Consider the following 20,175-nt stretch of genomic DNA (forward strand, 5'->3'; position numbering starts at 1 on the left):
TACCCAACGCCGGACGAAAGTTTATACAGGCTACCCATTCACAACCAATTACCCTGACAAAACCCGGGAACGACGCGTAATTACTCCGGACTCGCTACATACCGCGTCGCATCCGCCACACCCGCTTCGATGAAGCCTTGACGACGTAACCGGCATGAGTCGCATACGCCACAGGCGCGTCCTGCCGCATCGGCCTGGTAACAGGAAACCGTGGCATTGTAATCCACACCCAGTTCGGTTCCAAGACGAATAATCTGCGCCTTGCCGAGCTGCATCAGCGGAGTGTGGACATGCAATTGCTTGCCTTCCACACCTGCTTTGGTCGCCAGATTTGCCATGGTTTCGAAGGAAGCAATGTATTCCGGGCGGCAATCGGGATAGCCGGAGTAATCCACCGCATTCACGCCGATGAAAATATCGCGGCTCTCCAGCACTTCCGCCCAGGCCAGTGCAATCGAGAGCATGATGGTATTACGCGCCGGGACATAGGTCACTGGTATGCCTGTACTGGCCTGCTCCGGTACGGCAATGCGCGAATCGGTCAGCGCGGAGCCTCCGAACATCGCCAGATCGAGCTTGAATACACGATGCTCGACGGCACCCTGGCGGGCAGCCACCCGCGCCGCGGCATCCAGTTCGGCACTGTGACGCTGTCCGTAGTCAAAACTTAAAGCATGACAGGCGAATCCGCTGCTGCGCGCAATCGCCAGCACTGTTGCGGAATCCAGTCCGCCGGAAAGCAATATGACTGCGCGGCGCGTCTTGTCCATCAACGTCCCGCCACTTCGCCCCAGAAAATTTTGTGCAGCTGCACCTGCATCCGTACCGGCAGACGATCGCGCAGAACCCAGTCAGCCAGCTGACCGGACTGCAATTGCCCGTGCACCGGTGAAAACAAGACCGGGCAGCGCTGTGTCAGCTGGTGCTCCTGCAACAGGCTGCGCGCCCAATCGTAGTCGGCCGCATCGACGATGACGAACTTTATTTCGTCGTGCGGGGTCAGGTATTTGAGATTGTTCCAGTCGTTTTTTGCTGCTTCGCCCGACCCCGGTGTTTTGATATCCATTATTCTGGAGACCCTCGGGTCAATACCACTGATGTCCAGTGCACCACTGGTTTCGAGTGACACATCGTAGCCGGCATCGCACAGCGCGGCGAGCAGTAGCGGTGCATTCTTTTGGGCCAGCGGTTCACCCCCGGTGACGGTGACATAGCGCGGCGCATACTGTGCTACCTGCTCCAGGACAGCCGCGATGCTCATGCTGTTACCACCATGAAAAGCATAGGCGGTGTCGCAGTAACCACAACGCAGCGGGCATCCGGTCAGCCGGATAAATACCGTAGGCAGGCCGGCACGGCTGGTTTCGCCTTGCACGGAATAGAAAATCTCGGTGATACGAAGGGTAGCGTCGAACAAGATATTACTTCAATGCGTCCAGGCGCTTTCGCGCCAGTGTCGTGGCATTGCTGTCCGGATATTTGGTAACCAGCACTGTCAAGGTCTTGCGCGCTGCGTCGAGATCGCCCATTTCGAGTTGCGCGCTGGATATATTCAGCATCGCATCCGGGACTTTGGGATTATCCGGGTGAGCTGCAATCAACTTCCGCTGCTGTGCGATTGCCGCCTTGTAATCCTTCATGGAAAAGTAGGCATTTCCTATCCAGTACTGTGCGCTAGGAGTTAGCGGATTGTCCGGATATTTTTTGATGAAGTCCTTGAATGCAGCAATCGTGGCTGGATAGTTAGCCGCCTTGAACTGGTTTAATGCGGCTTCATAGTCGTGTGCGCTGTTACCGCCAGCTGCAGGCAGCGCGGGTACGGCTGAAGTGGTTTTGTCGGATGCTGCGTCAGTTGCAGCCGAGGCAGCAGGACCATTATCGGCATGCTGGATCTTACGCAGTCGGGTATCGAGATCCGTATATAAATCATTCTGACGTTTTTGCGTCACGCTGATTTCGTTGGACTGTACGTCCACGTCGCCACGCAAGCGTCTGACCTGCGCTTTGAGTTCTTCTACTTCAGACAACAGGTTAAGCATGGAGCCATTTTGCAGCATGGATTCAAGCCTGCCGATACGAGCATCCATGCTGCTGATCTGGGCTTGCATATCCGCCAGATGGCGCGCCACCTCGGCGTCATTCGCACTTGCCGGAAGATAAATACCAGCAAGGCAGACCGCCAGAAGCAAACGGAAGTATGGCGCGCGCATCATTCGCTGTTACTCGCCTTGATAGACGATATCAACGCGGCGGTTTTCTTTCCAGGCAGCTTCGTCATCACCAGTGGCTTTGGGTTTTTCTTCGCCGAAGCTGACTGCTTCCATCTGCGACTCGGGCACACCCAGGGTGTTCAGCACCTTGCGTACGCTGTCGGCACGACGTTGACCCAGCGCCAGGTTATATTCACGGCTGCCGCGATCATCGGTATTGCCCTGCAGCGTGACTTTGGCATCCTTATGGCTGCTCAGATAACCGGCGTGAGCCTGCAGCGTTGGGCGGTAGCTGTCTTGCACCACCGAGCTGTCGTAATCAAAATAGATACTGCGCTGCGACAGCGGGCTGTTAGGGTCGGTGAGCGGATTAACCTGCTTGTTGCGAGCGGCTTCCTGTTCGGCGAGGCGGCGTTGCTCCAGCGCACGCAGCTCGGCAGCTTTTTCCGCCGCAGCTTTTGCTGCCGCATCCTGTTGTGCTTTTTGCGCATTCAAATCCTGCACATTGGCGGGTTTTTCCTGCATCGACGAACAGCCGGCCAGTACACCAACCAGCAGCAGACTCAGTATCATTTTGTTCATGTTATTTCCTTTTAGTTTAGTTAATTACACGTGCAACCAATTGAACAAGTTATTGCCCAAGCCAGCATGGCCGCGCTGCAGCTTGACCAATTCATCATAGTGCCAAACCTGCCCATCACAACTGGCATAGCGCAGCATTTCTGATGATCCCCGGGTTCATGGCTTCCCTGAGAAAAGCATTTCCTGTCTCACAGGTTCGATTCTGCCAACTCCCCATGTCGTACCTGCATGTTAGCGAAGCGCCCCGTAATGCCTTGCGCAAAATCAGGGACGATTCTCCAGCCTCCAGTTACGACAGCGCTTGGGATGCCGGATTTCATTACGAGTTCCTTGCTGACAAATTCGTCAGATTAAGGCCCCCAGGCCGGCTCGCGCATGTCGCCCGCCTGATCGGATAAACGGGCGCGCGTTTTACCATCCACCGATACCGTTGCCAAAATTCCACGGCCGTTAATATCGGTTGCGTAAACAATCATGCTGCCATTGGGGGCAAAACTGGGCGACTCATCATGTGTGGTATCGGTCAACACCTGCACCTGGCCGTTATCGATGTTTTGCAGCGCAACCTGAAAACGCCCGGCATCGCGACGAATATAAGCAAAGCTTTTTCCGTCCGGACTCCACGCAGGCGAGACGTTATACTTGCCCTCAAAAGTAACGCGCTTGATATCGCTACCGTTCGCGTCCATACGATAAATCTGTGGGCTACCGCCGCGATCGGAGGTAAACAGCAACGACTTGCCATCCGGGCTCCAGGCCGGTTCGGTATCGATATTGCCGCCATGTGTCAGTCGGGTCACGCCCGAACCATCCGCCTTGATGGTATAAATTTGCGAGCCGTCGTCCCGCGACAGCACTATCGCCAGTCGCGTGCCATCCGGTGACCACGCAGGCGCACTATTGCTACCCTTGAAATTGGCCAGCACACGGCGCGAACCCGTGGCCAGTGACTGGACATAAATGACTGGCTTCTTGTTCTCAAACGAGACATATGCAATGCGCGTGCCGTCCGGCGACCAGGCTGGTGAAATTAGCGGTTGCACCGAATTCACCACGACCTGTGGATCCTGTCCGTCCGAATCTGCTACCAGCAACTGATAGTGCTTGCCATGCTTGATGATGTAAGCAATGCGGGTGGAAAAAGAACCGGGGATACCGGTGAGTTTTTCATACACTACATCGGCAATCTTGTGACCGGTGGCACGCAATTGCGCGGGTACGATGGTGTAGTTGAACCCGGCAATCTGGGTTTGCTTGACCACGTCCATCAGCCGAAATCGCACTTCCAGCCGTCCATCCGGCAGCGGCACGATGCGCCCGATCACCGCGGCATCGCTGCCCAACGCCCTAAATGCCGGGAACTGCACGTCTCCGACATCGGTAGGTGGCGGTTGCACGCTGCTCGCGTCCACCAGCCTGAACTGACCGCTGCGATTCAAATCCCCCCCCACCACGCTGCTAATGACCTGCGCCGGCCCCGGCGCGCCAGCGAATGGCACAATGGACACTGGAATACGGGTGGCCGCTCCGCCAAACACCTCTATCGTCATGGCTGCGAAAGCAGCCTGCGCCAGGCCGAGCAGCAACAGGAAAACAGCAAATCGGGTACGGTTTGGATTAAGCCATTCAGTCTTCATAAGTTGTCCATTTTAACACATTCAATCAGCTCAATTTTCCTGCTTTGGCTGGATTGGCAAGGTCAGGTCGCGAAAGCGCGCAGCGACCGCTTTATCTGGCGGCAGCGGCAACGGCACCGCTTTCAGAATTGCCCGTTCCACGGCCGTATCGTAAGCAGGCTGGCCACTGCTGCTAATCAGCTTGACCGACCCGACTTCACCGCTGGGCAGTACCGTCACGGCAAAGACAGCCTTGGGGTTGCCGACCATGTTCTCCGGCAGATTCAACATACTGGCGATCTTGCTACGGATGCGCTCCTTGTAGGTTGCCTCCATTTTGGCCTGCTCGGCACCCAGCTGACTTGCCTGCTGGGCCTGTTGCAACCTGCTGGTTTCGCTCGCTAATTCCTTGTTCATGAGATCACGCGCCTGTTGCGCATTCAGCTTAAGCAAGGCTTCCTGTTTGCGCTTCAGCTCGTCTTGTTTACGTTTCGCCGCCAGCTGTTTCTCCTGCTGCTGTTTTTCCTGTTCGGCCTGTTTGCGTTGCTCAGCTTCCTGCTTTTGCTGCTGCTGTAACTGCTGTTTGCGCTGTTGTGCCTCGGCCCGCTTTTGTTGCTCAAGCTGCGCTTGCTGCTGCTCACGTTCCAAGCGTTCTTTCCGCTTTTTTTCCTTTAATGCAATATCGGGCTGCGGCTGGGGTGGCTGCGGCTCTACCACTGGCTCCGGCTTGGGTTTCGGCGCCGGCTGAGGCTTCACCACAGGCTTGGCCGGGGGCGGCGGCAATGCTTCCCACAAATCCGCCATCACCGGTGGAGGCGGATGGGATCGCCAGTTCACGCTGAATATCAAAAATCCGATAAACAGCAAGTGCACCAGCACCGCCAATATGGCAGCGGGCAAACGCCCTGGTTTAACCGTATCCTCCCGCATCAGCTGGCCCCGGGTTTGGCCAGCAACCCCAGGCGTTTGACGTGGTTTTGCTGCATCAGGCTCATTATCTTCATTACTTCTTCATAGCGCACATTCTTGTCGGCTGCGATGACGACCGGCTGATCCGGATTAGCCTGCTGCTTCTCGTTGATAATGCCGGCCAGCTCACCACGCGTAACAGCATTGTCCGAACCGCCAGTGGCCCGATCACGCAAGCGTAGCGTGCCGTCGGCACGAATCGTGACTTCGATCGGTTCCACCGGTACTGATTGTGATTTGGCCACACTCGGCAATTCCACCTGCCCGGGGTTAATCATCGGCGCGGTGATCATGAAAATAATCAGCAGTACCAACATCACGTCGATGTAGGGCACCACATTGATCTGGTTCATCTGCTTGCGCGGGCGGCGGCTACTCATCTATCAAGCCTTGTGCGCCTGGCGTTGCAGGATGTTGGAAAACTCTTCCATGAAACTCTCGAAGCGGTTGGCCAGGCGGTCAATATCATGGGTGTAACGGTTGTATGCGACCACCGCCGGTATCGCGGCGAACAGGCCCATGGCCGTGGCTATCAGCGCCTCGGCAATTCCCGGCGCCACATTTGCCAGCGTGGCCTGTACCACATTGGACAAACCGCGGAACGCATTCATGATGCCCCATACGGTGCCAAACAATCCGACGTAGGGGCTCACCGACCCAACTGTAGCGAGGAACGCCAGATTCGATTCCAGCCTGTCCATTTCGCGCTGGTAGGTGGCACGCATGGCGCGTCTGGCACCCCCCATCACTGCACTCATATCCATGCCGGGCTGTCCCTTGAGCTTGCCGAACTCGCGGAATCCCGCCTCAAAAATGCGCTCCAGTTCGCCTGCCTGCTTCCAGTCCTGGGTGGCACGCTTAAATAGTGTTTGCAGGTCGGTCCCGCTCCAGAACTCTTTCTCGAACGCTTCAGCCATACGGGTGGCACGCCGGATAGCGAACATTTTGATAAAAATGTACCACCATGACATGAACGACGCGACCAGCAACAGCCCCATCACGAATTGCACTGCCAGACTGGCGTTGCCGACCAGCGCCAGCATGGAAAGATCCTGGCTTAACCCGATATTCACGCTATTATTTCCAATGCCTGTAAAAGAGTGTCCGGTATTTTAACCGGTTTGAATGACAGCGAGCTGACGCACGCCACCTCGGTTTCACCACCGACGAGTAAATTGTCGCGCACAATATTCTGGGCAAAAACAATACGGCACTGACCAAAGCGCTTGACCGTGCTGACTACGCGGAGTTCATCATTAAAACGTGCTGGTTGCAGATATTCCACGGCGACGCGCCGCACCACAAACATAATTTCATGTACGGCTATCAGTTCAGTCTGTTCAAAACCCAGCGCGCGCAGCCACTCGGTACGGGCGCGCTCCATGAATTTGAGGTAATTGGCGTAATACACCACACCGCCGAAATCGGTATCTTCGTAATAAACTCGCACCGGCCACACGAATTCAGACATCGCCATCCCACAATTCCGCTGCCGCAGTCTTGCCTGGGGCGGCCAGACCAAAGTGACGGTAGGCCATGGCGGTGGCCATTCTTCCGCGCGGCGTGCGCTGCAAATAGCCCTGCTGGATAAGAAAGGGTTCGAGCACATCCTCGATGGTATCGCGTTCTTCGCCGATGGCAGCCGCAAGGTTATCCAGCCCGACCGGGCCGCCGTCGAACTTTTCCAGCACTGCGGCGAGCAGCTTGCGGTCCATTACGTCCAGCCCGGCGCTATCCACGTCGAGCATCACCAGCGCGGCGTCGGCCACAATGCGGCTGACGATGCCGTCGGCGCGCACTTCGGCATAATCGCGCACCCGGCGCAGCAAGCGGTTGGCGATACGCGGCGTGCCGCGCGAACGGCGCGCGATTTCAAATGCGCCGTCATCCACGATGCTCATTTCCAGCAAATGCGCAGAGCGGGCAACGATGCGGGCGAGCTCTTCCGGCGTGTAGAACTCCAGCCGGGCGACAATGCCAAAGCGGTCGCGTAGCGGATTGGTGAGCATGCCGGCGCGGGTAGTGGCGCCAACCAGGGTGAACGGCGGCAGATCAAGCTTGACCGAGCGTGCGGCCGGACCTTCGCCGATCATGATGTCGAGCTGAAAATCTTCCAGCGCCGGATAGAGTATTTCCTCCACCACCGGACTCAGGCGGTGGATTTCGTCGATGAACAGGACGTCGTTGGGCTCGAGATTGGTGAGCAAGGCGGCCAGGTCGCCGGCGCGTTCCAGCACCGGTCCGGAGGTCTGGCGCATGTTCACGCCCATCTCGCGCGCGATGATGTGTGCCAGCGTAGTCTTGCCCAGTCCGGGCGGGCCAAACAGCAGCACGTGATCGAGTGATTCACGACGCTTGCGCGCCGCCTCGATGAATATGCTGAGCTGTCCGCGCGCTTTTTCCTGCCCGACATATTCGGACAAATGCTTGGGGCGCAGCGCGCGTTCGATTTGCTCTTCGGCGACGCTTTGCGCGGCAGGCGCGATGAGACGGTCGGTTTCGATCATGCGGATTTAATCATGTCCTGGAGAGCAATTTAAGTGCCTGGCGGATGCCGTCTTCCACGCCGGCACCGGCTGCCAACTGACGCACGGCATGGGTTGCTTCGCGTTCATTGTAACCCAGCGCCAGCAGCGCGTTCAGCACGTCGCCTCCGGCAGCTGCTACACCGCTCTGCCCCGCCCCCGGCAAGGCGTCGGCAAGCTTGCCCTTGAGTTCCAGCAGCAGGCGCTCCGCGGTTTTCTTGCCGATGCCGGGGATTTTGGTGAGGCGCCCGGTATCCTGCATCGCCACGGCTTGCGCCAGCTCGTTCGCATTCATGCCGGATAGCACCGCCAGCGCCATTTTCGCACCGACGCCGGTGATCTTGATGAGCTGCCGGAAGGTCGCACGTTCTGCCTCGCTGCCAAAACCATACAGCAACTGCGCGTCCTCGCGCACTACCAGATGCGTATGCAGTGCCACCCGCTCACCGATGGCTGGCAGATTGTAGAAAGTGCTCATGGGCACATCGATTTCGTAGCCGACTCCGTGCGCATCCACAACAATCTGCGGCGGGTGTTTTTCGATGAGCGTACCGGTAATTCTGCCGATCATTTGCGATCCTTTTCATTCACACCAGGCGCCCGTTTTTAACCCGATACCCCGCCGTGGCAAAACCACCCAGTCCTTGCCCGCCGTGCGCATGGCAGATGGCGCAGGCCAGCGCATCGGCAGCGTCCGGGCTTGGCACCCCAGGCAGATTCAGCAGGCGTTTGACCATTTCCTGCACCTGCTCCTTGGCAGCGTGGCCGTTGCCCACCACCGCCTGTTTCACTTGCAGCGCGGTATATTCGGCCACCGGCAACGCCTCCAGCACTGCCGCGCAAATCGCCGCACCGCGCGCCTGGCCGAGCAACAGGGTGGACTGCGGATTGACGTTGACGAACACCTTTTCCACCGCCACCTGCTGCGGCTGATTGTTCTGGATCACCTCGCGCAGGCTCAGCAGGATGACTTTCAGCCGTTCCGGCAATTCTCCCTCCCCGCTCTTGATGCAGCCGCTGGTAAGGTATTGAATACGATTGCCGGTTTTTTCTATGACCCCGAAACCCGTAATGCGCAGGCCGGGGTCGATGCCGAGGATGCGGATACTATTCACCTTGGCGCGTTCAAGTCGGGCTGCGTGCAGTTACTCATTGATCACTGCGGAGGTAAATACCTCCTGCACGTCGTCCAGCGATTCCAGTGCATCCAGCAGCTTCTGCATTTTCTCCGCATCGTCGCCGGTGAGTTCGGTTTCATTCAGCGCCTTCATGCTCACTTCAGCGAATTCCGGCTTGAATCCGGCCGCTTCCAGCGCCTGTTTGATGGTACGCAACTCGTACGGCGGCGTAATGACTTCGATACTGCCATCTTCGTGGCTGACAATGTCATCCGCACCCGCTTCCAGTGCGGCTTCCATCAGCTTGTCTTCGTCGGTTCCGGGAGCAAACAAGAGCTGTCCGCAATGCTTGAACTGGAACGCCACGCAGCCGTCGGTACCCATGTTGCCACCGTATTTGCTGAACGCGTGACGCACATCGGCAACGGTGCGCACCTTGTTGTCGGTGAGGCAATCCACCATCACTGCCGCGCCGTTGATGCCGTAACCCTCATAGCGTATTTCCTCATAATTCACGCCTTCCAGCTCACCGCAACCGCGCTTGATGGCGCGTTCGGTGGTGTCTTTCGGCATGTTGGCGTCGAAGGCCTTGTCCATCGCCAGACGCAAACGCGGGTTGCAACTTACATCGCCTCCACCCAGTTTGGCGGCAACGGTGATCTCCTTGATCAGGCGCGTAAAAATCTTGCCACGCTTGGCGTCAGTCGCGGCTTTCTTGTGTTTGATGTTCGCCCATTTGCTGTGGCCGGCCATAACTACCTCTGGTATTCTCAAAAATACCCTAATCTTACCATTGCGACCCCCTAACCGATAAGGCCAGAACCATGACCGAGCCGCTGCACATCGCCCAAGCCACCCAACCGCTCTACCTGCTGCCGCAAATGGCCAACCGCCACGGCCTCATCACCGGCGCCACCGGCACCGGCAAGACCGTCACCCTGCAGGTCATGGCCGAGCATTTTTCCGCCATCGGCGTGCCGGTGTTCATGTCCGATGTGAAAGGCGATTTGTCCGGCGTCTCGCAGGCCGGCGGCGGCAACGCCAAGGTTGAAGCCCGCGTGACGCAACTCGCGCTAACCGATTTTGCTTATCAGGCTTACCCGGTCACCTTCTGGGATCCATTCGGCGCAATGGGCCACCCGGTGCGCGCCACCATCTCCGACATGGGACCGCTGCTGCTGGGACGCATGCTCAACCTCAACGACACGCAGGCGGGTGTGCTCAACCTGGTCTTCAAAATTGCGGATGACAATGGCCTGTTGCTCCTCGATCTCAAGGATCTGCGCGCCATGCTGCAATACGTGGGCGACAACGCCAAGGACTTCACCACCGAATTCGGCAACGTCTCCGCTGCCAGTATCGGCGCCATCCAGCGCGGCTTGCTGGAGCTGGATAGCCAGGGCGGCGAGAAGATTTTCGGCGAACCGATGTTGAACATCGCGGACCTGATTCAGACCGACTCGGCAGGGCGCGGCATGGTCAATATCCTGTGCGCCGACCAGTTGATGCAATCGCCCAAAACCTACGCCACGCTGTTGCTGTGGCTGCTGGCAGAGCTATTCGAGAATCTGCCCGAGGCAGGCGACCTGGACAAACCCAAGCTGGTGTTTTTCTTTGATGAAGCCCACCTGTTGTTCAACGACGCGCCGCAAGCCCTGGTGGATAAAATCGAACAGGTGGTACGGCTCATCCGTTCCAAGGGCGTGGGGGTGTACTTCGTCACCCAGAACCCGGCGGACGTGCCCGATAAAGTGCTGTCCCAACTCGGCAACCGCGTCCAGCACGCCCTGCGCGCCTTCAGTCCGCGCGACCAGAAAGCCGTCAAGGCCGCTGCCGAAACCATGCGCGACAACCCCAGTCTCGACGAGGAAACCATCATCACCGAACTGGGGGTAGGCGAAGCGCTGGTGTCCTTCCTCGACGAAAAAGGCCGCCCCGGCATGGTCGAGCGCGCCTTCATCCTGCCGCCGCAAGGCCAGATCGGCCCTATTACTCCGACGCAACGTCAGGCCGTTATCTCCGGTTCTCTGGTCGCCGGGCATTACGAAAAAGAAGTGGATCGGGAATCCGCCTACGAAAAACTCAAACTCCGCACCGAACAGGCAGCTGTCGCAACCACGCAACAAACCGAGGCCAAACAAGCCGAGACCCAAGCGGACAATGGCGGCCTGCTGGGCACCATCTTCGGCGGAGGTAACGGAAGCCGTGGCCGCCAGGGCGCGATGGAGGCCATGGCCAAAAGCGCCGCCCGAGCCATCGGCTCGGAAATGGGCCGACGCATCATACGCGGGGTGCTGGGGTCGTTGCTGGGGGGGAAGCGCTAGGATCAGGTGCCCCGTGATTGAACAACAGGCATAACCTGAAAATCACATCGGCAGAAAACCTGTAAAAGTCGTTCACCCTCTTTTGCGAGCACTGAAGCAGGAGCCTTGTTTGTCAGGCATATTTGCCGACCGTTATCAGGGAAATACGTTGCAATGCAAACTGCATCGTCATTTTCTTCTCCCAATTATTTGGCAACTGTCATACGAAACCGGCAAACCGTTTTCGCTTTGAGTAGTGTTCTACCGTCAGGAAAAGGCAGTTTTTCTACCCCCTGATACTTCAATACCTCCGTATACTCTCGATCCGGCGTGCTGCGATTAATGTCTGGTCCGTTTTTTCCCCAATTTTGAGAATAACAACTCAGGTAGGTCACCCCGTCATAGATAAACGGGCGTATAACCCTACAATCGTAGTCCTCCAACATAACAGCTAGCGGGCGATGACCATTTTGTCCCTGAATGGGCATATCCCAATTGATGGGTCCATTCAGCAAATCAATATCGCCTTTGTGAAAAACGGACCAGCTATCCGTAGGACGGCAACCACCGGAATAAAAGTTATAGCAAGTCATAAATCCAAATTTAATGAAGGTCTCGATTTGCCCATCATTGTTGAGGCCCATATCGGCTGCGATAAATGGAGTATTCTGGGTATCTAACTCTCCAGCAGTACGAGTTATCAGTTTTCCCACCTTCCATTTGATGGCATCGAATTCGGGGCTGGTCGGTTGGAAGGAATGCAACATAGTGACAAAGCTATGCAAATCATCCTTGGCGCCGGGAAGCAAAGGCGGCAGAACGCCTCCGTCTTTTACATACACGTCTTCGTCGCTTATCGTGCTAAATGGTTTCTTGAAATATTTGCTGAACACATCTTCCATGTGTGTACAAACCTTATCGTTATTATTTTCTTCAAGCTTGTAGCGGTAGGTATCAAACTCTCCTGCCATTCCCAGTGCTGGATAAGTCAAACAGAAAAGCAAAAGTCCCAGCATGCAAAGCCCACAGTGGGGATCAGGGATCGATCTCAATTTATTATTCATGCCGCCACCAACCATTTCGCATCGTCCGCCATGCGCCTGCGCAAACTCAGGATTTTCATTTTGCATTTCCCCATCCCTTCTTCGGTTTGATGAGGTGGCCCATCGCAATACCGCAGCTTCCACCTTTTAATCCCAGCCAATATAGCCATCTCGACCCACGCGCCAGTATTGGCGCGACATGGATCAGGCTACCTAAGCTGGCGTATATCCCTGGTTGATAGCGGCGTCGGATTGATGTACTGGTAACCCCTGTATTCAAGATAGGCGATTTCCGCAAAACCGGATGGCACCACGGTAATGAAACCAACCATATCCTCGGGCTTATAACCGGCCATTTTCATGGCATTGCTGCACATGTAAAACGCCACGCCCTCTTTTGACAGAGCGGCCATTTTGTCAACAATGGCCTGGTATTTTGTATAGTTTTCCTTGGCGAAAGCCCTGAGTTCCGGACCGTGAGTAACGATCGCAACTTTTCCGCGCGTAACCTGGCGGGTATTCCGCACAAAATCATAGAGGAGATCGAGTTTTTGCGGGTCGTCATAGCTTACGTCGAACACGGTATTGAGAACGGGAGTCGGGCGCGTTGTAACCGTCGCGGTTCCATAGGGGACAGCAATGTCCTTCGCAGTCGCGGTACCCAGGAATGTCAGCATACTTAAAACAACCATGAAGGACTGTTTCCATCTCACGGTGCATCTCCTATGGATTCAATTGGCGGCATAGCACAAACAGCCCAGCCACTGTCTTCATGCATGGCTGTTTTGAAACTTGATCCAGGCGGCCAATTTTTCTTCCTCTTTCTGGAGTTCAAATTGATTGATTAATCCACGCTGCAAGGCAAGCGCCACTGCGCGCATACGCACATTGATCAGTTCGCTGTCGCACAAAGTATAAGCTTCGGCATTGGCGCCAAGTTTCATATAAAGCGACTGGAGTCGATTCTGGACTCCACGCCGGGACAGATAGTGCCGCTCCGCGATGGCGTTATCTGTCAGTCCCAGCGCGAGGTCTATCAAAACTTCAAATTCGATGTCGGAGATCGACGTGGCGTGTTTGTGCGCTCTGGCCTGCACCGGGCGCACGTGTGGATCAATCCAGCATTGGCATTCCTCGAAAACCGCGTTTACCGCTTTTTCAAGAAGCTCCAGCGAATTATTTTTCAGGATATAGCCGTAAACGGTTTCCGCCGGAACTATTTTTGCGAGTGCGCGTACGTACATTTCGTCGTCATACTGCGACCAGAACAGAAAACGCGCGCCCGGTTTGGTTTCCCATACCCTGCGAGCCAGTTCAATGCCGTTTATTTTGGGCATCTGGATATCCGTAATGACCCAGGGCTCATCTAACTCAGTACACAGGGACAATGCTTCCATGCCATTCTCTGCCGGTATCACCCGACATGGCGCAAGCAACTCAATGAGGAAACCACGATCTCGGTGATTATCGTCGGCTACGATCAGGGAGTGGCTGGCATTCATGGATTGGGGTTCACTTCACGCTGAGAGGTAAACAACCAGCGAAAATCCAGCCGGGTACCTGTATTGAAGCGGGAATGCTCATGTTTGAATGTGGCACCCATTGCACGAGCACGCTGACGCAGATTGGAGAGCCCGTGACCCTCTGTACCAAATGCCGCAATCCCTACGCCGTCATCATCGATCGTTAATACAATATGATCGTCCACTGCGCGCAAGGCAATCTCGCCCATCGAGGCATGCGCATGGCGTAGGACATTGGTGGCAGACTCACTGATGATGCGAAATAAATTAACGCGCTGAAACTCTGTCAGGGCTTGTTCGGCAGCGTGTTCAAAGTGGAGCGTCCAGGTCGGCGATCCTGCTGCGTTACGCTCAAGGAAAGAACGGGTTGCGGCTTCCAGGCCGAGGATATCCAGCGTTTGTGGATGAAGGTCGTCGATAATGCGCCGTATGTCGGTGGAAATGTTGACGACATCCTTTCTAAGCGACGCCAATTGACCCGCTTGTTCGACACCTCTGTCCGGTAGTTTTTCAACGGTTTCCAGGATACGTGCCACCGATGTTAAATCGGCAAGTGCCTGGTCATGAAGATCCATGGCGATGCGCTTGCGTTCATTTTCAGCACCCTGCAGGACTTTTTCCACGGCAACAACATTGAGCAGACGCTGGGTCATATCGGCAACACAACCAGCCAGTTCGTCAAGCTCATCGCGGATGGTTGATGGCGCATCCACAGGCACCAGATTTCCACTGCATAGGGATCGTGCTTGCCTGGCAAGTGCTCCAATCCGCGAGCGAACCGACCGTACGGTAATCGCCGATAGAAGCACGGCAAGAAACAGGCATGCAAGCAGCATGTACAACGAGGTCTCTGCCAAATCGGCGATAGCGCTGTTGAGCCTGGTGTAGTAATTTGCATAGGCCTCGCGTTTTCTATCCCATAAAGCACTGTTGAATGCTTCAAGTTTTGGCATCACTTGCGCCAACGCCAAATTGACGCGTGCCGGATCGTATCCGGCTGGATTATTTATGATTGCCTGCTCCTTCTCTACAAACGCACGCAGATCGGAAGGCATCTTATAGAGCACCTCGGGATATAACAGATTCTCGGAAAAAATAGCCGATTGTTCGAGATGTTCCGGCGTTGCTGAGGGCAGATCCGCTGGATTACTGCGCAACGGGAGCGCAATGATTTTCTGAAGCCGGTACCCTGCACCCATTGCCAGGTGCAGGTGATCAGTAATACGAACCCACTGCCGCACGATCTCATTTTCATGACGAATCTGAGCCAGACCAAGCAATGAATATCCTATCAGCCCGGTGAGCAATGCAATGATTACTGCCGGGGCAAGTGTGAGCTGATAGACAAATGGCAATCTCGGCATGGCCTGGCCTTGCGCTATTAAGTATCGTTTTGATTTTATACTTGATATGTACATTCATGACTGTGCAAATGCACAGTCATGAATGACCAGTCGATACTGATTATTTGCGTTTCGAACGCTTTCCTTAAATCCGATATATCGCAATAGTGGGCCTGGCAGGTTTGTTCCTGCAAGGAAGAATACCGACTCACTACCTATCGGAAGGAGATAACATGCGAAAAAAACCAGCTATCTACATGTTACTTGCGCTTTTTTTGGGCGGACTGGCTATTTTCCAGCCGGCTCAGGCAGCAAGCGCACGACCCCAACACTCAGCCGTTGCTGTTAAAGAAAAGGTGGTCATTCAGGTGAGTGACAATGATCCGAAAAAATGGGCGCTCGCTCTTAATAATGCCGAAAACGTACAAGAAGATATTGGTAAGGACAAGGTGGACATTGAAATAGTCGCGTACGGACCTGGCCTGCCAATTTTGAAACTCGACTCACCTGTTGGCACCAGAGTAGCGGATGCGATCGCGAGCGGAATCAAGGTAGTTGCCTGTGAAAACACCATGAGGAAGACCAATCTGACCAAGGATGACATGCTGCCTAATCTGAATTACGTTAAATCCGGGGTGCCTGAGATCATGCACCGACAACAAGAAGGCTATACTTATATTCGTCCCTGAAATAGCCTGTTTTGGCACCGGTATGCAATCAACTCCGGAGGAAATGCAGCTACGTTTCTTCCGGAGCGCTCCAGCAATTCAAATAGGTCACAACCCCACTAGCTGCGCATCCACTCCGCGCTTGACGAGATTTTGATGGATAGTACGCATACTGGTGCAGTCGGGATCGTAGGCGACCAGCATGAGGTGTGGAGCGGATGGTGAAACATGGGCGCTGATGACGCAGGGATCTTCGCATACGCAGTCTTCAAGCACCACTTTTTCCGTAGGACCGAGATTGCGATCGAGGTGAAACATGATATTGGCGATGGATGTAAGCATGATTTTTACCTCCTGTTATTCGGCATAGACCAGCGATCCCGTCTCTGGCTGGTCATAAGAGAAATTCATCGCGCTCCTGTTTCTTCAATTGAGCTTGCCGTATCCCAGCATCCCCATCATGAATCTTACTGTGCCATAAGCCAGCCAACCCAGACTGCGCTTATACCAGGGTCGATGCAGCCAATGGTCGTGGACTAGACACTGGCTACCCGTATCGATGGCCGCTTGCAAGCTGGCATGCAGTTGCCCGGCGAATGCATGGTCTTCGAGCACGATATTGGCCTCGCGTGCCAGTAACAGGCTAAATGGGTCAATATTGCTGGAACCCACGGTGGCCCAGCGCTGGTCGATTACCGCGACTTTGGCGTGCAGAAAGCTCTTGTGGTATTCGCATATGGTAATGCCTGCCGCCATGAATTGGCCGTAAAGAGCACGCGAGGCGTAGTGCAGCAGGCGATATTCCACCCTGCCCTGCAATAGCAGGGAAACCCTCACGCCGCGCCCTGCCGCTTCGATCAACGCACGGCGGAAACGGATACCGGGCAGGAAGTAGGCATTGGCGATAATGATTTCGCTGCGCGCTGCATTGATGGCATCCAGATAGGCTTCTTCAATATCGCGCCGGTGGCGCAGGTTGTCGCGTATCAGCAACGCGGCCTGTTGTTCGCCTGCCGGGGTCGAATGCACCGCCACTGAATGCAACCGGTGTGCCCTGCGGCCTTGCGTCCATTTCACCAGCTTCCACAGGCGCCGCATCACGGGCGCGATCTGGGCAAGTACCGGCCCCTCCACCCGAACTGCATAATCGTAGCGCGGTGGAATCTGTCCGGGCATATCCATATCGTCAATGATATTGATGCCACCCACGAACGCGTAGCGTGCATCAATCATGCACAGCTTACGGTGCAGACGGCGCAGGCGGTTGCGGCGCAGGTGCAGTATGCCGGGTTCGGGGCGAAAAATTAAAATCTCAACGCCGTCGCGACGCATCTCGTTCAGTAGCTGGCTTGGCAATGCCTTGCTGCCGAATCCGTCCAGCACCAAACGTACAATTACCCCTCTCAATGCGGCACGCGACAGCGCCGCAGCTATCGTACGTCCGGTCACGTCGTTTGCAAAAATGTATGTCTCCAGGTGGATTTCGTGCTGTGCGGCCTCTATCGAGGCTTCCAGCTCGGGGAAAAATTCCACACCATTTTGCAGCAGGGTAATGCGGTTACCGGACAGGAGGCCTGGTGTCATGCGTGCTTAAGGGTTGCAGTGAGCGCGGCGTGGTCAGAAATACGTCGCCAGTAAGCGCCATGCATTACGCTCGCCTCGGCAACATCAAAGCCGCGTACGTAGATTCGATCCAGGTGAAACATTGGAAACGCCGAGGGAAAACTGCGTGCCGGACTGCCATTAGCCAGCTCGAACACTTCTCTCAATCCCAGCTCCTGGGCCAACTGCTTCCCGATCCGGATACGCCAATCGTTAAAGTCGCCGGCAATAATGAGCGGCGCATCATCAGGGACTGCGCTGCGGATACGCTCAGCCAGCAAATGCATCTGGATGGCACGACCACGCTCGAACAAACCCATATGCACGCACAGGCAATGCAGCGCCTGTTTCATCCCCGGCACCGCCATTTCGGCGTGCAGCAAGCCGCGCGATTCGTAAGCATGGGCGGAAATATCCAGATTTTCCCAACGCAGGATGGGATAGCGCGACAAGATGGCGTTGCCATGGTGGCCTGCATCATAGACGGCATTTTTGCCATAGGCGAAGTCCGACCATACACTGTCGGCGAGAAATTCGTACTGAGGGGTGGTGGGCCAGTTGGCGAAACGCTCTGCGTGGCCTGCGTGACTGCCTTGCACCTCCTGGAGAAATACAATATCTGCAGACAGTGCCCGTAGCCGCTCACGCAACTCATGGATGACCATGCGCCGGTTAAAGTGGGAAAACCCTTTATGGATGTTGTAGCTGGCGACGCGCAAAACGATGCTCATGCCCATATGATAGCAATTCCTGTGGCCGAGGCGTCAGTTCAATGCGTACCTTATATTACCGCCTGCTGGAGGATGGCTTGCCCATGCGCGGCAAAATCATGGATCGCTATGCGGCAGCGCGTGGCTGCTCGCGCTCCTGTGCACTGCTGCGTTTATCGACATAGATGCTTGAACCTGTCGTACGTTTTGCCATTTTCTTCACTTCCGTCGCTGCGGCCGCGACTTCGTGGTGCCCGGCAAATCGTCCCGGCGCGACTTGCACTATGCCAATGGATAACGCAGGAAAAGAATGGAATTCCATGTTGCCGCGCCGGTCTTCCGCCTCATAACCGCCAGCGGTCAGAGTTTGCGCGGACAGCATCCGGGCAAGGCTGCTATCAAATGCATCCAGCATCCTGCGGCAGCGCTGTTCCCAATCCGGACTTTGGAAAAGTATGAAAAAATCATCTCCACCGATATGCCCGACAAAATCCATGTCCGGGTCACTATGTACAGAGAGTAAATTGGCCGTCATCTGAATGATCTCATCTCCCTTGCGATATCCGTAGACATCGTTGAAGGGCTTGAAATGATCCAGATCGGCATAACACGCACAAAATGCCTGCCCATTTTCCAGCAAACGTTCGGTATGTTCGGTGATCGGCACATTTCCTGGCAGCAGGGTCAAAGGATTGGCATAGCGCGCTGCCTGGATTTGCAAATCGGTGATTTCCTGCATCAGATCGAAGCTGGACCCGACCCCCAGGTAGAGACCGCGATCGGTGAAGATATATCCATCGGCAAAATTGCTTTTACCCTTGTTGACCACCAGTTGACTCAATTCGGCCACGGGTGTTTTGATATCGACAATCAACGGGTCACTGTCCATGAACATTTCGCAAGGCTTTCGGCCATACAGCTCGCGCGTATACACCCGCGAAAATCGGTCTATCAGCAGACTGCGATTGATCAGGCCAACGGGCACGCCATCTTTAACCACCGGCAAGGCATGGAGCTTGGGATGCGTTTGAAATACCTTGAGCACTTCTTCGCTCATCGCATTCGGTGGTACTGAAGGCGCGTCCATCAGTAATTTCCGGGATTGATGTTTACGCGCATCGATCTTCTGGGTATGCGGATAAACACAAATCTGCGCGCTGGCCATGCACTCCAGCACTTCCTGGCTGGGTGAATGAGCCGGACGATCGAGCGGATGACCAATAAAATAGCCTTGCCCGAAACAAATTCCCATGTCTTTGATGACCTGGAATTCGGCACGATTTTCAATACCTTCGGCAATCAGGCGAGCGCCGCCGTTCTCGGCAATTTGCTGGATGGAACGAATGAATTGCAACTTGGTGGGATCCTGATGAATCCTGTGAACGAAATGCTTGTCTATTTTTACATAGTCAGGCTGCAGTTCTGACCATAGCCTGAGACTGGAAAAACCCTCGCCCAAATCATCCAGGGCAATCTGGAAGCCTTCCGCGCGCAATGCCATGATCGCTTCCACTACCGGCGCAAGCGCCATCTTGGGAGAGCTTTCAGTGATCTCGAAAACGATACGATCACGCGGAAAATCATCCCTATTCAGGAGCGCCTGCACTGCATCCGTTTTCAGGCAACCTTCCAGCAAACCCAGCGGACTTATATTCAAAAACAGGCGCCCGGGCAGCGCTCGCTTGATGAACCAGTCAAGCACAGTGGTCACGCACAGGGACTCGACGCGACCAGACAAACCGAATTGTTCGGCAGTAGCCAACAGTTTGATGGGGGAATGCAGTGGACTGTTGGAAGGGCCACGGATCAGGCCTTCATAACCTATCAGTTGACCCGCACGCAAATCCATAATGGGCTGGAAAACAGCCTGGAGCGTTTCATTTTCCAGGATATCCAGCAACAGGTCATGCAGTCTCATGGCTACCCGCCTATTTACAAAATAACCTGGGCATCCTATAGGCAC

23 protein-coding genes are annotated in these 20,175 nt (G+C 55.3%); 2 read left to right on the forward strand and 21 right to left on the reverse strand.

What is annotated here, in order from left to right; translation table 11 throughout:
- Positions 1-80: 80 nt before the first annotated feature.
- The 13 genes from queC to EI185_RS10520 form a co-directional block, all read right to left on the reverse strand.
- A complete protein-coding gene (queC, locus tag EI185_RS10460) occupies positions 81-770 on the reverse strand; it encodes a 7-cyano-7-deazaguanine synthase QueC (RefSeq protein WP_124705092.1) in 690 nt (229 codons plus the stop codon).
- Positions 770-1,417, reverse strand: a complete 648-nt coding sequence (gene queE, locus EI185_RS10465) for a 7-carboxy-7-deazaguanine synthase QueE (RefSeq protein ID WP_124705093.1) — start codon at positions 1,415-1,417, stop codon at positions 770-772. Before queE ends, queC begins: the two co-directional genes overlap by 1 nt.
- A gap of 4 nt (positions 1,418-1,421) precedes the next feature.
- Positions 1,422-2,213 carry a tol-pal system protein YbgF gene (ybgF, locus tag EI185_RS10470; protein ID WP_124705094.1) on the reverse strand — a complete coding sequence of 264 codons (792 nt, stop codon included), beginning with the start codon at positions 2,211-2,213 and terminating at the stop codon, positions 1,422-1,424.
- A gap of 6 nt (positions 2,214-2,219) precedes the next feature.
- Positions 2,220-2,792, reverse strand: a complete 573-nt coding sequence (gene pal / locus EI185_RS10475) for a peptidoglycan-associated lipoprotein Pal (RefSeq protein WP_124705095.1) — start codon at positions 2,790-2,792, stop codon at positions 2,220-2,222.
- Between the two features lie 350 nt (positions 2,793-3,142).
- Positions 3,143-4,429 (reverse strand): Tol-Pal system beta propeller repeat protein TolB, encoded by a 1,287-nt coding sequence (gene tolB, locus EI185_RS10480; RefSeq protein WP_124705096.1) that lies wholly within the window; start codon positions 4,427-4,429, stop codon positions 3,143-3,145.
- Between the two features lie 30 nt (positions 4,430-4,459).
- Entirely contained in the window at positions 4,460-5,338 is an 879-nt protein-coding gene (gene tolA, locus EI185_RS10485) for a cell envelope integrity protein TolA (RefSeq protein WP_124705097.1), read from the reverse strand.
- Positions 5,338-5,757, reverse strand: coding sequence for a protein TolR (gene tolR / locus EI185_RS10490; protein WP_124705098.1), 420 nt, complete (start codon positions 5,755-5,757; stop codon positions 5,338-5,340). The genes tolA and tolR overlap by 1 nt, the downstream gene beginning before the upstream one ends.
- Positions 5,758-5,760: 3 nt before the next feature.
- Complete coding sequence (gene tolQ, locus EI185_RS10495; protein ID WP_124705163.1) at positions 5,761-6,444, reverse strand: protein TolQ; 684 nt, start codon at positions 6,442-6,444, stop codon at positions 5,761-5,763.
- 2 nt (positions 6,445-6,446) lie between these two features.
- Entirely contained in the window at positions 6,447-6,848 is a 402-nt protein-coding gene (gene ybgC / locus EI185_RS10500; protein ID WP_124705099.1) for a tol-pal system-associated acyl-CoA thioesterase, read from the reverse strand.
- The gene (gene ruvB, locus EI185_RS10505; RefSeq protein ID WP_124705100.1) at positions 6,841-7,884 is read right to left on the reverse strand and encodes a Holliday junction branch migration DNA helicase RuvB; all 1,044 of its coding nucleotides are present in this window, start codon (positions 7,882-7,884) and stop codon (positions 6,841-6,843) included. The genes ybgC and ruvB overlap by 8 nt, the downstream gene beginning before the upstream one ends.
- A gap of 10 nt (positions 7,885-7,894) precedes the next feature.
- Positions 7,895-8,473 carry a Holliday junction branch migration protein RuvA gene (ruvA, locus tag EI185_RS10510; protein ID WP_124705101.1) on the reverse strand — a complete coding sequence of 193 codons (579 nt, stop codon included), beginning with the start codon at positions 8,471-8,473 and terminating at the stop codon, positions 7,895-7,897.
- A gap of 16 nt (positions 8,474-8,489) precedes the next feature.
- Positions 8,490-9,017 (reverse strand): crossover junction endodeoxyribonuclease RuvC, encoded by a 528-nt coding sequence (gene ruvC / locus EI185_RS10515; RefSeq protein ID WP_189836370.1) that lies wholly within the window; start codon positions 9,015-9,017, stop codon positions 8,490-8,492.
- Between the two features lie 30 nt (positions 9,018-9,047).
- A complete protein-coding gene (locus EI185_RS10520; RefSeq protein WP_124705102.1) occupies positions 9,048-9,773 on the reverse strand; it encodes a YebC/PmpR family DNA-binding transcriptional regulator in 726 nt (241 codons plus the stop codon).
- Positions 9,774-9,844: 71 nt separating this feature from the next.
- Here EI185_RS10520 and EI185_RS10525 point away from each other — a divergent pair, with 71 nt between their 5' ends.
- Complete coding sequence (locus EI185_RS10525) at positions 9,845-11,344, forward strand: helicase HerA-like domain-containing protein (RefSeq protein ID WP_124705103.1); 1,500 nt, start codon at positions 9,845-9,847, stop codon at positions 11,342-11,344.
- Positions 11,345-11,529: 185 nt separating this feature from the next.
- Here the strand turns inward: EI185_RS10525 and EI185_RS10530 are convergent, their stop codons facing one another.
- The 4 genes from EI185_RS10530 to EI185_RS10545 all read right to left on the reverse strand — a co-directional run bounded on the left by EI185_RS10530 (position 11,530) and on the right by EI185_RS10545 (position 15,253).
- A complete protein-coding gene (locus EI185_RS10530) occupies positions 11,530-12,453 on the reverse strand; it encodes a hypothetical protein (protein WP_124705104.1) in 924 nt (307 codons plus the stop codon).
- A 122-nt stretch (positions 12,454-12,575) separates the two neighbouring features.
- Positions 12,576-13,079 (reverse strand): DsrE family protein, encoded by a 504-nt coding sequence (locus EI185_RS10535; protein WP_223247783.1) that lies wholly within the window; start codon positions 13,077-13,079, stop codon positions 12,576-12,578.
- Positions 13,080-13,136: 57 nt separating this feature from the next.
- Positions 13,137-13,868, reverse strand: coding sequence for a response regulator transcription factor (locus EI185_RS10540; protein WP_124705105.1), 732 nt, complete (start codon positions 13,866-13,868; stop codon positions 13,137-13,139).
- Positions 13,865-15,253, reverse strand: coding sequence for a sensor histidine kinase (locus tag EI185_RS10545; protein ID WP_189836371.1), 1,389 nt, complete (start codon positions 15,251-15,253; stop codon positions 13,865-13,867). Before EI185_RS10545 ends, EI185_RS10540 begins: the two co-directional genes overlap by 4 nt.
- Positions 15,254-15,465: 212 nt before the next feature.
- Here EI185_RS10545 and EI185_RS10550 point away from each other — a divergent pair, with 212 nt between their 5' ends.
- A complete protein-coding gene (locus EI185_RS10550) occupies positions 15,466-15,921 on the forward strand; it encodes a DsrE family protein (protein ID WP_124705107.1) in 456 nt (151 codons plus the stop codon).
- Positions 15,922-16,008: 87 nt separating this feature from the next.
- Here EI185_RS10550 and EI185_RS10555 read toward each other — a convergent pair whose 3' ends face one another.
- From EI185_RS10555 to EI185_RS10570, 4 genes are all read right to left on the reverse strand, one after another.
- Complete coding sequence (locus tag EI185_RS10555) at positions 16,009-16,242, reverse strand: hypothetical protein (protein WP_124705108.1); 234 nt, start codon at positions 16,240-16,242, stop codon at positions 16,009-16,011.
- An 84-nt stretch (positions 16,243-16,326) separates the two neighbouring features.
- Entirely contained in the window at positions 16,327-17,484 is a 1,158-nt protein-coding gene (gene clsB / locus EI185_RS10560; protein WP_124705109.1) for a cardiolipin synthase ClsB, read from the reverse strand.
- Positions 17,481-18,233: an endonuclease/exonuclease/phosphatase family protein gene (locus EI185_RS10565; RefSeq protein WP_124705110.1), complete on the reverse strand. Its 753-nt coding sequence runs from the start codon at positions 18,231-18,233 to the stop codon at positions 17,481-17,483. The genes clsB and EI185_RS10565 overlap by 4 nt, the downstream gene beginning before the upstream one ends.
- Positions 18,234-18,339: 106 nt before the next feature.
- Positions 18,340-20,130, reverse strand: coding sequence for a GGDEF domain-containing protein (locus tag EI185_RS10570; RefSeq protein WP_124705111.1), 1,791 nt, complete (start codon positions 20,128-20,130; stop codon positions 18,340-18,342).
- Positions 20,131-20,175 lie beyond the last annotated feature (45 nt).

Source organism: Sulfuriferula multivorans (assembly GCF_003851125.1).
Taxonomy (GTDB): Bacteria; Pseudomonadota; Gammaproteobacteria; order Burkholderiales; family Sulfuriferulaceae; genus Sulfuriferula; species Sulfuriferula multivorans.